Here is a 13,537-nt window from a genome sequence, read left to right on the forward strand (position 1 = left end):
TTGCGAGGTGTAACACATGAACCTGACGATCATCGGTAGTGGCTACGTAGGCCTCGTGACGGGCGCATGTCTGGCCGACATTGGCCACGATGTGTTCTGTCTCGACGTCGATCAGCGCAAGATCGACGTGCTCAACAACGGCGGCGTGCCGATCCATGAACCGGGTCTGCAGGAAATCATCGCGCGCAATCGCAAGGCCGGCCGCCTGAAGTTCTCGACCGACGTCGAAGCCGCCGTCGCGCATGGCGATATTCAGTTCATCGCGGTCGGCACGCCGTCCGACGAAGACGGCTCCGCCGACCTGCAATACGTGCTCGCCGCCGCGCGCAACATCGGCCGCCATATGACGGGCTTCAAGGTGATCGTCGACAAATCGACGGTGCCGGTCGGCACCGCCTCGCGCGTGCGCGAAGTGATCGCCGCCGAACTCGCGGAACGCAACGCGGCGCACATGTTCTCCGTGGTGTCGAATCCCGAGTTCCTGAAAGAAGGCGCGGCGGTGGAAGACTTCACGCGGCCCGATCGCATCGTGCTCGGTTGCGACGAAGACGTACCCGGCGAAAAAGCGCGCGACCTGATGAAACGCCTCTACGCGCCGTTCAACCGCAATCGCGAACGCACGCTGTACATGGACGTGCGCTCGGCCGAATTCACCAAATACGCAGCCAATGCCATGCTCGCCACGCGTATCTCGTACATGAACGAACTCGCGAATCTGGCCGACCGCGTCGGTGCGGATATCGAGGCCGTGCGCCGCGGCATCGGCTCCGATCCGCGCATCGGTTACGACTTCCTGTATGCCGGTTGTGGCTATGGCGGTTCGTGCTTCCCGAAGGATGTGCAGGCGTTGATCCGCACGGCCGCGGATTTCAAGGCGAATCTGCGCATTCTCGAAGCGGTCGAAGCCGTCAACGACACGCAGAAGAAAGTGCTCGCGCACAAGATCGTCTCGCGTCTGGGCGAAGACCTGTCGGATCGCACGTTCGGCGTGTGGGGGCTTGCATTCAAGCCGAACACCGACGACATGCGCGAAGCGCCGAGCCGTCCGCTGATCGCCGAACTGCTGCGCCGCGGGGCACGCGTCAAAGCGTACGACCCGGTCGCGGTCGACGAATCGAAGCGCGTGTTCGCGCTGGATCTGAAGGACGTGCCGCAACAGCACGCGCGCCTCGAATTCGTGAAGGAAGAGATGGACGCGGCCGCCGGCGCTGACGCGCTGGTGATCCTCACCGAGTGGAAGGTGTTCAAGAGCCCGGACTTCGATTCGCTCAAGCGCATCCTCAAGACGCCGCTGATTTTCGACGGCCGCAACCTGTATGAACCGGAGGCGCTGCTCGAACTCGGTATCGAGTATCACGCGATCGGCCGGCAGCACGCGCTGCGCATCGCGCCGGCGAAGGTCGGCACGAGCGGCTTGCCGCAAGCGCAAACGGCGGACACGGCCGAAGCCGGCCGCTGATCCGTCGCCCACGCACCGACAAGCGTTCATCACGGAGCCCGCCATGTTCGCCAACGTATTGATCGTCTGCCATGCAAACGTGTGCCGTTCGCCAGCCGCCGAAATGCTGTTCAAGGCCCGGCAACGCGCGGCGCCGCGTTCGCAGGCGGCGCCGATCGCGTTTCATTCGGCGGGCTTGCGGGCGATGAACGGCCACGCCATGGACCCGGTCATGCAACGCCTGCTCGCCGAGCAGGGCGTGGCCTCCGGCATCCACTACTCGCGGCGTCTGGACCGGCAACTTGTGCGCAACGCCGATCTGGTGCTCGTCACCGAGCGCGCGCAGGTGAGCGACGTCGAAGCGCTCGATCCGGCCTCACGCGGCAAGGTCTATCCGCTCGGCAAGTGGGAAGCGGATTCCGACGTCGCCGATCCGCACGGCGGTGCGGAAACCGCTTATAGGGAGAGTCTCGTGCTCATCGAACATCTGGTCATGGGATGGCTGAAGAAAATATGCTGATGAAAAAACCCGCTGCACCCTCGTTCGCGAACGGCAAGTCCACGAAGTTCAAGTCGACGAAGTTCAAGTCGAATCTTGCCGCCACGCTTTTGCTGACGTCCTTTCTGTCAGCCTGCGCCACCGCACCTGGCAATTACCTCGATACGTCCCGTCTGAAAGACGACGGCCAGCACGACAGCCAGGCCGCCGAGACCTATCCGGTTCATGTGATCGATGCCGCCGTCGTGACCGCCCAGGCGCAAGCCGCCGCCGCGAAGACGCAGGTGCTGCCGCCCTCGAACCTGACCGACCCGTCGCAGTACGTGTACCGTCTCGCGCCGCAGGACATCCTCGGCATCACCGTGTGGGACCACCCTGAATTGACCACGCCGCAGGGCAGCACCTTGTCCGCCGGGGGCAACACCACGCAGTCGATCGGCGGCGCCTTGCAGCAGCCGTACACGGCCGCGCTGCCGGGCCAGGCCGATCCATACGGCCAGACCATCGCGGCCGACGGCACGATCTTTTTCCCGTTCGTTGGCCGTATCCGGGCCGCCGGCAAGACCGTCGGCGAGGTGCGCGACCAGTTGAGCACCGGCCTCGTGCGCTATATCCGCAATCCGCAGGTCGACGTGCGCGTGCTGTCGTATCGCGGCCAGAAAGTGCAGGTGACCGGCGAAGTGAAGACGCCGGGCCCGCTCGCGATGAGCGACGTGCCGCTCACGCTGGTCGACGCGATCACGCGCTCGGGCGGCACGAACGCGGACGCCGACATTCAGCGCGTGCGCCTCACGCGCAACAACAAGCTCTACGTACTCGACGCCGACCGCATGCTCGATCGCGGCGACACCACACAGAACGTCATGCTGCAGAACGGCGACGTGATCAACATTCCGGACCGCACCGACAGCCGCGTGTTCGTGATGGGTGAAGTGAAGACGCCGATCCAGCTGCCGATCATCAAAGGCCGCATGACGATCGCCGACGCGCTCACGCAAGGCGGCGGCATTCTCGATACCGACGCCAATCCGCGCCAGATCTTCGTGATGCGCGGCATGAAGGATCACCCGACCACGCCGGACGTGTACCGCCTCGACATGACGCAGCCGGACGCCATCATGCTGTCCTCGCAATTCCAGCTGCAGCCGCTGGATGTCGTGTACGTGGGCACCGCCGCATCGACCACCTTCAACCGCGTGTTGCAGCAGGTGTTGCCGAGCGTGCAGACGTTGTTCTACCTGAAACAGCTGACGCGATAAAAAAGTTCAAGCCGTCGTCTCAGGCCCGCGCCGCGCCGTCCGTGAAGGACGCGGCGCGGGACCGAAGCAAACGTAGCTGCAACCGATACGGGAAGCGAATTGTGAGCAACCAAATCTCTCCACACATGGCCGGTCCGATCAAGACCGAAGAAGAGGACGTCGTCCTCGGACAACTGGTGCAGGTGATCCTCGACGACATCTGGTGGCTCATCGCCATTGCGGCCGTGATCGTCGGGATTGCCGGCGCTTACTGCTTCCTCGCCAAGCCGATCTATTCCGCCGACGCGCACGTGCGGGTCGAGCAATCCGACAACACGTCGCAGGCGCTCACGCAAACGCAGACCGGCGCGGCGATCACCACCGGCTCGACCTCGCTGCCGACCGACGCCGAGATCGAAATCATCAAGAGCCGCGGCGTGGTCGGTCCCGTCGTGCAACAACTGAAGCTGAACTTCAGCGTCACGCCGAAGACGTTCCCACTGCTCGGCAGCATCGCCGCGCGCATGGCGACGCCGGGTCAGCCGGCGCGTCCGTGGTTGGGGCTGTCGTCGTACGCATGGGGCGGTGAAGAAGTCGACGTCGATTCGATCGACGTGATCCCCGCGCTGGAAGGTCAGAAGCTGACCATGAAGGCGGTTGACGACCAGCACTACGAACTGTATGCGGCCAACGGCTCGCTGCTGCTGCGCGGCCAGGTCGGCCAGCAGGCGCAGGGTGGCGGCGTGTCCATCATGGTCAACAAACTGGTGGCGCGGCCGGGCGAGGAGTTCACGGTGATGCGCGCCAACGACCTCGACGCGATCTCCGCGTTCCAGTCGGCCATCACGGTTCAGGAGCAGGGCAAGCAGACCGGCGTGATCCAGATCTCGCTGGAAGACAAGAACCCCGAACACGCGGCACTTGTTGCTAACGCGCTCGCGGAGTCGTATGTGCGCCAGCACGTGCTGAACAAGCAGGCCGACGCGAGCAAGATGCTCGACTTCCTCAAGAGCGAAGAGCCACGCCTGAAGGCCGATCTGGAGCGCGCCGAGGCCGCCCTGACGGCGTATCAGCGCCAGTCCGGCTCGATTAACGCGAGCGACGAAGCCAAGGTGTACCTCGAAGGCAGCGTGCAGTACGAGCAGCAGATCGCCGGTTTGCGTCTGCAGATGGCGCAGCTCACCGAGCGTTACGGCGACGACCATCCGATGCTGGTGGCCGCGCGTGCGCAGATGGCCGAATTGCAGGCGCAGCGCACCAAATACGCCGACCGCTTCCGCGATCTGCCGGCCACTGAAGTGAAGGCCGTGCAGTTGCAGCGCGACGCGAAAGTGGCGGAAGACATCTACGTGCTGCTGCTCAACCGTGTGCAGGAACTGTCCGTGCAGAAGGCCGGCACCGGCGGCAACGTGCATATCGTCGACGCCGCATTGCGCCCGGGCGTGCCGGTCAAGCCGAAGAAGGCGCTGATCCTGTCGGCGGCGGTGATTCTCGGGCTGATCGCGGGCACCGGCTTCGTGTTCCTGCGCCGAAATATGTTCAAGGGCATCGACGACCCCGATCACATCGAACGCGCATTTCATCTGCCGGTGTTCGGCCTCGTGCCGCTCTCCGCCGAACAGGGCGTGCTCGAAGCCAGCTTCCAGCGCGGCGGTGAACGTCTGCGTTCAGTGCTGGCGAATGCGCGGCCGAAGGACGTCACGGTCGAAAGCCTGCGCAGTCTGCGCACCTCCATGCAGTTCACGATGATGGATGCGAAGAACCGCATCGTCATGCTGACGGGTCCGATGGCCGGTGTCGGCAAGAGCTTCCTGACGGTCAACCTGGCGGTGCTGCTCGCAAACTCGGGCAAGCGCGTGCTGATGATCGACGGCGACATGCGCCGCGGCGTGCTCGAACGCTATCTGGGCGGTGTGCCGGATAACGGCCTGTCCGAATTGCTGAGCGGCCAGATCTCACTGGAAGAAGCGATCCGCAGCTCGCAGGTCGACGGCCTGAGCTTCATCTCGTGCGGCCGCCGTCCGCCGAATCCGTCGGAACTGCTGATGTCGCCGCGTCTGCCGCAGTACCTCGAAGGTCTCGCCAAGCGCTACGACGTGATCATGATCGACACGCCGCCGGTGCTGGCCGTGACCGATGCGTCGATCATCGGCGCGTATGCCGGCTCGACTTTCTTCGTGATGCGCTCGGGCGTGCACAGCGAAGGCGAGATCAGCGATGCGTTGAAGCGTCTGCGCGCGGCCGGCGTGCACGTGCAGGGCGGCATTTTCAACGGTATGCCGGCGCGCTCGCGCGGCGGCTACGACCGTGGCTACGCGGCGGTGCAGGAATACCTGAGCACCTGAGGCGGCGGGTTCGCGATGCATGGCGAACCTCGCGCAACGACGACAACAAAGGACATCACGATGAAAGTGACGGTACTGGTTCCGACTTACCGCCGCCCGGCCGATCTGGCGCGCTGCCTCGCTGCGCTGCAACGGCAGTCGCGGCGGCCCGACGAAGTGGTGGTGGTGGCGCGCGCCGACGACGAAGCGACCCATGCGTGCCTGCGCGATCCGTCTGTAGCGGGCGCGTTGCCGCTCGCGCTGGCGATTGTCGAAGTGCCCGGCCAGGTGGCGGCCCTGAATCGCGGCCTCGACGCGGCCCGCGGCGACGTGATCGCGATCACCGACGACGACGCCGCGCCGCACGCCGACTGGGTCGAGCGCATCGCCGCCGCGTTCGAGGGCGACGCGCGTCTCGGCGCGCTCGGCGGACGCGACTGGGTGCATGAAAAAGGCCGCGTGCTGGACGGCGAGCGGCCGCTGGTCGGCAAGGTCACGGCGCACGGCAAGATCATCGGCAATCATCATCTGGGTGTGGGCGGGGCGCGCGAAGTCGATATTCTGAAGGGCGCCAACATGAGCTACCGCCGCGACGCGGTGCGCACCATCCGCTTCGACGCGCGCCTGCGCGGCGCGGGCGCGCAGGTCCACAACGACATGGCCTTCAGCCTCGCCGTGAAGAACGCCGGCTGGAAGCTGATGTACGACCCGCGCGTGGCGGTCGATCATTTCCCCGCCGAGCGTTTCGACGACGACCGGCGCGACGCGCAAACCATGGCCGCCTTGCGCAACGCCGCGTTCAATTTCCATCTGATCCTGCGTGACCAGTTGCCGCCGCTGCGCCGCGAAACCGCATGGTGGTGGTGGACGCTGGTCGGTACGCGGGTTTATCCGGGCCTCACGCACGCGGCGCTCGCGCTGCTCTCGAAGCAGGCCGGTCTGAAGCTGACGCGCTGGCGCGCCGTGCGCAGCGGCGCGCACGAGGCGCGTCGCGCGCTCTCACGCGCCGCGTGAGCGCTCTGGCTCGCTCTACGTCCCGCACGTTCGCGCATCGGCGCACGGCCCGTGTCTGGGCCGCCGATGCCCCTTTCCACCGGCAGAGCGGAGTGCCTGCATGAGTACGAAAGTTCACGTTCATCTGTTTTACGGCGCCGACCCGCGCTTTTATCGACCGGGCGACAACATCGGTTGTCTGTACGGCTATCACCACGCGGAATCCGACGCGTTCAAGCTCACCTATTCGCAGGATGCCCGCGAAGGCAAGCCGGTGCGTCTGCTGCGCCGTGCGCTGAAGGCGGCGCTCGGGTTCGACTTCATCCATACGTGGCGCAACCGCGCCGAGATGCTACGCTCGGACGTGATCTGGACGCATACGGAACAGGAATGGCTGTCCGCGGCCCTCATGCTGCTTCTGAGCGGCAGCAAGGCCGGCGCCGATGCCTCGCCCTTGCTGCTCGCGCAAAGCGTGTGGCTGCTCGATAAATGGCCTTCCTACGGCATTCTGCGCAGATGGCTGTATCGCAAGCTGATGGCGCGCGCCGATCAGCTCACCACACTCGCCAGCGAAAACGCCGAACTGTGCCAGCGCTATTTCGCTCGCGACGCCAAGCCGCTCCTTTATGGCCTGAACACGCAGGACTTCCCGGTCAGGCCGCCGGCCGAATGGACCCCGCACACGCCGATCCGCATCGCCGCGATCGGCAACGACCGCGACCGTGATTGGGAGACGCTCATCAAGGCGTTCGGCAACGACGCGCGCTACACGGTGAAGCTCGCGACACGTCGGCGGATTCCCGCATCGCTGCGCGCGCCGAATGTCGAGATCGCGCTGTTCTCGGGGATCAGGAAGCAACATGAACTGTACGACTGGGCCGATGTGATCGTGGTGCCCTTGCGGCCGAATTCGCACGCGTCGGGCATTACGGTGATGCTCGAAGCGGCGGCGGTCGGCAAGCCGATGGTGGTCACGAATGTCGGCGCCTTGCAGGATTATTTTCCGGCCGGCGAGGCGTTCTATATCCCGCCGTTCAACCCGCAGGCGTTGCGCGAAGCGGTCGATCAGCTCGCCGCCGCGCCGCTGGACGCTTTGCGTCAGGCACAAGCGGCCGCGGCCGGCCTGCTGTCGCGCGATCTGACCACGCAGCACTACGCCATGCAGCACGTGCGGATCACGCAGGAGATGCTGCGCGCGCGGGCCGCGGCGCGCACGCGCACGGCGGCCGGCATGGCGACGGCGGCGGGCGTGTCCGAGTCCGAGCGGCGGCCGGCGCGCCAGTCGCGCGGAGGTCTCTGAACGATGTCGACGCTGACGCGAAGCGCCGCTAGCGCGAACGGCAATGGACGGGCATCGTCCAGCGGCCGCAAGGAATGGCTGCCGGAGGCTTTGCTGTGGTTCGTCACGACGCTGCTGATCGGCGCGCATCAGGGCACGGTGCTCACGCTCGCGTTTCCGGTGCTCGCGATCCTGACGGGCCTGTGGCTCTACTTCAAGAGTCCGGCGCGCTATATCGGCTTCATGTGGTGGCTGTGGTTCCTGAGCCCGGAAGTGCGGCGTCTGGCCGACTGGTCCAAGGGGTCGTTTACACCGACCAGCCTGATCCAGGTCGCGCCGCTTGCGGTGACGATGATCAGCGGCCTGTCGCTGCTGCGCTACTACAAGCTGCTGGGGCAGCGGCGCGGTCTGCCGGTGCTGCTGGTCCTGCTCGGCCTTATCTATGCATTCCTGGTCGGCGTGATGTCGAGCGGGCCGCTCGCGGCCACCTACGACCTCGCGAACTGGCTGTATCCGATTCTGATCGGCTTTCACATCATGGCGCACACGCGCCAGTATCCGAAGTACCGCGACACCATCGTCAATACGTTCATCTGGGGCATGCTGGTGATGGGCGGCTACGGCCTCGTGCAGTTCTTCATCATGCCGCAGTGGGACGCGCTGTGGATGCTCGGCTCGCAGATGAATTCGCAAGGCGACCCCGTGCCGATGGGCGTGCGCGTGTTCAGCACGATGAACTCGTCGGGACCGTTCGCGTTCGCGATGATGGGCGCGATGGTATTCGTCATGGCGGCCACGCACCGGGTGCGCTGGATCGCCGCGGCGCTCGGCTTCTTCGCGTTCGCGCTGAGCCTCGTGCGCTCGACGTGGGGCGGCTGGGTCATCGCGCTTCTGATCCAGCTTGTCAAATCGAACAACAAGGTGCGAGTGCGCATTGTCGCCAGCGCGGTGCTGCTGGCCGGGCTGTGCGTGCCGCTGCTGGCGGTCGGTCCGGTGGCCGAGCGGATGCAGGCGCGCCTCACGACCATCGTCAACCTGAACGACGACCAGAGCTACGCCGCGCGTAACGAGTTCTATGCGACCTTTGCCAAAACAGCCTTCACCGATGTGTCGGGCGAGGGCATGGGCGCCACCGGCACCTCCACCAAGCTCTCGAACGATGGCGGTCAGCTCGGCCAGTACGGCAACTTCGACAGCGGCGTGATGAACATTCCGTTCGTGCTCGGCTGGCCCGGCACGCTGCTCTACATGTCCGGAATTATCTGGCTGGTGACGCGCGCGGTGCTCGCGTCGTTCAAGATGCGCAACGACAAGTTCGTGTCCGCCTGCATGAGCCTGAGCCTCGCGACCTTCGCGATGCTGGTGTTCACCAATTCGCTGGTCGGCACGGGCGGCTTGCTGCTTTTCATGAGTGTTTTTTCGATTCTCTCCGCGGTGCATTACGAAAAGATCAACCGCGCACGTATGTCAAACCACACGCTATTTTTCCACGGAGGCACGGATTGAGAGTCGCCATTGTCACGCACGTCGTGCGCCATAACGACGGCCAGGGGCGCGTCAACCACGAGATCGCGCGCGCGGCGCTCGACGAGAACATCGGCGTCACGCTGGTCGCCTCGCACGTCGCGCCGGATCTGCTCGCGCATCCGAACGTCCGCTGGGCGCCGATCAAGATCGGCCGCTGGTGGCCGACCAATCTGCTGCGCCAGCAGGTGTTCGCGTTCAAGAGTGCAATGTGGCTGCGCGCGCATCGCCGCGAATATGACGTGCTGCACGTGAACGGCTTTATCACGTGGATGCCCGCCGACGTCAACACCTCGCACTTCGTGCACAGCGGCTGGTTCGGCAGCAAGTACTATCCGTTCGGTCTCACCAAGGGCGTGTGGTCCGCCTATCAGTCGGTCTATACGCGCTGCAATGCGCTGCTCGAACGCTGGGCCTACCGCCGCTCGAAGGTGATCACGGCGGTGTCGCAAAAGGTCGCCGACGAAATCCGCGCGATCGGCCTCACGCCGGATAACCGCGTCGACGTGATCTACAACGGCGTGGATACGCAAGGCTTCGCCGCGGCCACGGGCGATCGCGAGAAATTCGGTTTACCGAAGGACGCGTTCCTGCTGCTGTTCGTCGGCGACCTGCGCACGCCGCGCAAGAACCTCGGCACCGTGCTCGCCGCGCTCAAGCATCTGCCCGAGCATGTGCAGATCGCGGTGGCGGGTTTCCTGCCGGGCAGTCCGTATCCGGACGAGGCGAAGGCGCTGGGCATCGCGCATCGCGTGCATTTTCTCGGTCTCGTGAAAGAGATGCCGGTGCTGATGCATTCGGTCGACGCCTTCGTGTTCCCGTCGCGTTATGAAGCGATGAGCCTGTCGCTGCTCGAAGCGATGGCGGCGGGTTTGCCGGTGGTCACGGCGCGCACCGCGGGCGGCGCCGAGATCATCACGCCGGAATGCGGCATCGTGCTCGACGACCCGGACGATCCCAAGGCGCTGGCCCGCGCGGTTGCACGCCTCGCCGATAACCACGTTGAGCGCCGCGCCATGGGCGTCGCCGCCAACGAACTCGCGACCGGCTTCGGCTGGGCGCGCATGGCCGCGCAATACATCGCGCTGTATCGCCAGTTGGCGGGGCAGCAGAAAAATCGCCGGCAAAGCGAGGCGGAAGCGGCCGCGGTCGCCAGCAGCGACGCGCTGACGCTGAACACGCTGGCCGGCCGCAAGAGCGCGGAATGACCTCGCGCGGTGCTTCAGAACCGCTCGATGTCTTCAACGCTTCACCATCACAACTCTCAAAACGCACAGGGGTCACAACCATGACGACGAGCTCTATCAAATCGCTGCAGATCGGGATGCACTGGTTCCCCGAGCGCGCGGGCGGCCTCGACCGCATGTACTACTCGCTAATCGGTGCGCTGCCGGGCGCGGGCGTGGCGGTGCGCGGCGTGGTGGCCGGCTCGCCGAAAGTAGCCGCCGACACCGGCGGCGCGATCAACGGCTTCGGCTCAGCCGCGCAATCGCTGCCATTGCGGCTGATGGCGGCACGCCGCGCGTTGCGCCACGAAATCAGCACGTCGCGTCCCGATGTGATTTCGTCGCACTTCGCGCTCTACACCTTTCCGGGTCTCGACGTGACGCGCGGCATTCCGCAGGTTTCGCATTTTCAGGGGCCGTGGGCCGATGAAAGTCACGTGGAAGGCGCCGATTCACTCGGCCAGCGCGCCAAGCGCTATCTGGAGCAATCGGTCTATGCGCGCTCGTCGCGGCTGATCGTGTTGTCCGAGGCGTTCGGCAAGATTCTGACTTCGCGCTATCGCATCTCGCCGGACCGCGTGCGCGTGGTGCCCGGTTGCGTCGATGTCGAGCAGTTCAATCTGCCGATCTCGCCCGCCGAGGCGCGTCTGAAGCTGCAATTGCCGCAGGACCGGCCGATCGTGTTGGCGGTCCGCCGTCTGGTGCGCCGCATGGGCCTCGAAGATCTGATCGACGCGGTGAAGCTGCTCAAGCGCACGGCGCCCGATGTGTTGCTTCTGATCGCGGGCAAGGGGCGGCTCGAAGGCGAGTTGCAGGCGCGTATCACCGAGGCGGGTTTGGAGGACAACGTGAAGCTGCTGGGTTTCGTGCCCGATCAGCATCTGGCGGCGTTGTATCGCGCGGCGAATATCAGCATCGTGCCGACGGTGGCGCTGGAAGGCTTCGGCCTGATCACGGTCGAATCGCTGGCGTCGGGTACGCCGGTTCTGGTGACGCCGGTGGGCGGCTTGCCGGAAGCGGTGGCCGGCTTGTCGCCGAATCTGGTGCTGCCGGAGACGGGCGCGAAGGCCATCGCGGATGGGCTCGCCGGTGCGCTCAACGGCACGCTGAAATTGCCGGATGCCGATGCATGCCGCCGTTATGCGCGTGAGAACTTCGATAATCCGGTGATCGCGAAGCGGGTGGCGTCGGTGTATGGGGAGGCGATTGCGGCGGGTGGGGTGCACTGAACTTAGGCGGGCGGCGGACGGGCTTACGTAGCCCGGCTGCCGTCAGCGTTAAGCAGACGGAAGTCGGCAACGGATTCTTCAAATGAGTTGGAGTTCCTCATGGCCTGTACGAGCGCGGCAATGTCAGCGTAATCGAACCCTGCACACCAGCTACCCATGCGCGACAGCGCTTTAATAAGCGGCTCGGGTCGCCCGCTCTGAGTGAGCGCCCTGAGACAGTCTACAAACTGGGGATGAAATAGCGTCGGAATAATGATGCGAGAGCGACCGCACCGCGATAGTTCGGCATTCATGACCAGTCGTGACAGTCGCCCATTGCCATCGGCAAACGGATGTACTTCGGCGACGAGAAAAAGATAATAAATGGCCCGTCCCATCCCTTCGGGGATCGTCAGCGCGAGGCGAGACCCTTCGGCAAGCGTACCGCGGACGTGCGAGGGTTGGACGAACTGAGTCGTACCCGCGTAGTTGGCTTCGAGCTTGAGGTGGCCCGGGTCCACTTCCGGCCTGCGCTCGAGCATGACGCGACGGTGGGTTGTCGCTTTCAAGCTAATACTCGGCTCGAAGCAGTCGTTTTCGTCGCAAACAAGCTAACAGAAGGTTGAGTCTGTCGTTTTCGAACTAAATCGGCGGGGATATCTCAGCGAACTGCCGCCCTTCGACTGTCGCGCGGGAGTGAGCCGAGCCGCCGCGCTTCCGGGGCTCGGCTACTCTCCACGCCCGACTCAAAACGTCTCGTGATGCTCGTTCCGCCCCAGATCCGCATGAACCATCATGTGGCACAACTGCTCCAGCGTGGTTGCCGGCTTCCAGCCGAGTTTTTCGTGAGCCTTGTCGGCACAGCCGATCAGCAGGTCCACTTCGGCCGGGCGATAGAACTTCGGATTCACGCGTACCAAGGTCTTGCCGGTGGCGACATCGATACCTGACTCGCGCTCTTCCTTGCCCGACCATTCGAGTTGATAGCCCGCTGCCGCGAACGCCATGCGCACGAAATCGCGAACCGTTTCAGTGCGGCCCGTGGCGAGCACGAAGGTGTCCGGCTCATCGGCCTGCAGCATGCGCCACATGCCTTCCACGTATTCGAGCGCGAAGCCCCAATCGCGCTTGGCGCTCAGGTTGCCGAGTTCGAGCACGTCCTGCTTGCCGAGCTTGATCTTGGCGACGGTGTCGGTGATCTTGCGGGTGACGAATTCGCGCCCACGCAGCGGCGATTCGTGATTGAACAGAATCCCGCTGCTTGCAAAGAGGCCGTACGACTCGCGATAGTTGATGGTCGACCAATGCGCGAACAGCTTGGCGACACCATACGGGCTGCGCGGATAGAAGGGCGTGTCCTCGCGTTGCGGCACCGCTTGCACGAGGCCGAACATTTCCGACGTCGACGCCTGGTAGAAACGGGTCTTCGGATTCAGGATGCGGATGCCTTCGAGCAGATTCAGCGCGCCGATGCCGGTCACTTCGGCGGTCGTCACCGGCTGGTCGAACGAAACGCCCACGAAGCTTTGCGCAGCGAGGTTGTACAACTCGTCGGCCTGCGCGCCTTCGAGCAGGCGCAGCGTCGAACCGAGGTCGGTCAGATCGTGTTCGACCAGACGCAGATTCGGATGATCGAGCACGCCGAGCTCACGCATGCGCCAGAAATTCACGGAGCTCGTGCGCCGGTAAGTGCCGGTCACGATATAGCCCTTGTCGAGCAGCAGTTTGGTCAGATAGGCGCCGTCCTGTCCGGATACGCCGGTGATGATCGCTTTGCGTGGTTGGCTCATAGCTTGCCTTCGTGATTG

Annotated in this window: 11 protein-coding genes; 9 read left to right on the top strand and 2 right to left on the bottom strand. The window is 64.7% G+C overall.

Annotation, left to right across the window (positions count from 1 at the left end; translation table 11 throughout):
* Positions 1–16: 16 nt before the first annotated feature.
* The 9 genes from B0G80_RS03060 (at position 17) to B0G80_RS03100 (ending at position 11,750) form a co-directional block, all read left to right on the top strand.
* Complete coding sequence (locus B0G80_RS03060) at positions 17–1,459, top strand: UDP-glucose/GDP-mannose dehydrogenase family protein (protein ID WP_116116936.1); 1,443 nt, start codon at positions 17–19, stop codon at positions 1,457–1,459.
* Positions 1,460–1,502: 43 nt separating this feature from the next.
* Complete coding sequence (locus tag B0G80_RS03065; RefSeq protein ID WP_106281153.1) at positions 1,503–1,958, top strand: exopolysaccharide biosynthesis protein; 456 nt, start codon at positions 1,503–1,505, stop codon at positions 1,956–1,958.
* Entirely contained in the window at positions 1,952–3,196 is a 1,245-nt protein-coding gene (locus tag B0G80_RS03070) for a polysaccharide biosynthesis/export family protein (RefSeq protein ID WP_408967960.1), read from the top strand. The genes B0G80_RS03065 and B0G80_RS03070 overlap by 7 nt, the downstream gene beginning before the upstream one ends.
* A gap of 125 nt (positions 3,197–3,321) precedes the next feature.
* Positions 3,322–5,520, top strand: a complete 2,199-nt coding sequence (locus B0G80_RS03075) for a polysaccharide biosynthesis tyrosine autokinase (RefSeq protein ID WP_116116937.1) — start codon at positions 3,322–3,324, stop codon at positions 5,518–5,520.
* 60 nt (positions 5,521–5,580) lie between these two features.
* Entirely contained in the window at positions 5,581–6,513 is a 933-nt protein-coding gene (locus B0G80_RS03080) for a glycosyltransferase family 2 protein (RefSeq protein WP_116119491.1), read from the top strand.
* A 100-nt stretch (positions 6,514–6,613) separates the two neighbouring features.
* Positions 6,614–7,792, top strand: a complete 1,179-nt coding sequence (locus tag B0G80_RS03085) for a glycosyltransferase (protein ID WP_116116938.1) — start codon at positions 6,614–6,616, stop codon at positions 7,790–7,792.
* 3 nt (positions 7,793–7,795) lie between these two features.
* Positions 7,796–9,277, top strand: a complete 1,482-nt coding sequence (locus B0G80_RS03090) for a glucose-6-phosphate isomerase (RefSeq protein ID WP_116116939.1) — start codon at positions 7,796–7,798, stop codon at positions 9,275–9,277.
* A complete protein-coding gene (locus B0G80_RS03095; protein ID WP_116116940.1) occupies positions 9,274–10,503 on the top strand; it encodes a glycosyltransferase family 4 protein in 1,230 nt (409 codons plus the stop codon). The genes B0G80_RS03090 and B0G80_RS03095 overlap by 4 nt, the downstream gene beginning before the upstream one ends.
* 80 nt (positions 10,504–10,583) lie before the next feature.
* The gene (locus B0G80_RS03100; RefSeq protein WP_106281163.1) at positions 10,584–11,750 is read left to right on the top strand and encodes a glycosyltransferase family 4 protein; all 1,167 of its coding nucleotides are present in this window, start codon (positions 10,584–10,586) and stop codon (positions 11,748–11,750) included.
* A 23-nt stretch (positions 11,751–11,773) separates the two neighbouring features.
* On the opposite strand, the gene B0G80_RS03105 is transcribed toward B0G80_RS03100, so the two are convergent.
* Positions 11,774–12,298 carry a Fic family protein gene (locus B0G80_RS03105; protein ID WP_258878794.1) on the bottom strand — a complete coding sequence of 175 codons (525 nt, stop codon included), beginning with the start codon at positions 12,296–12,298 and terminating at the stop codon, positions 11,774–11,776.
* A 177-nt stretch (positions 12,299–12,475) separates the two neighbouring features.
* Positions 12,476–13,519: a GDP-mannose 4,6-dehydratase gene (gene gmd, locus B0G80_RS03110; RefSeq protein ID WP_106281165.1), complete on the bottom strand. Its 1,044-nt coding sequence runs from the start codon at positions 13,517–13,519 to the stop codon at positions 12,476–12,478.
* Positions 13,520–13,537: the final 18 nt, after the last annotated feature.

The sequence above is a fragment of the Paraburkholderia sp. BL6669N2 genome (assembly GCF_003387275.1).
GTDB lineage: Bacteria > Pseudomonadota > Gammaproteobacteria > Burkholderiales > Burkholderiaceae > Paraburkholderia.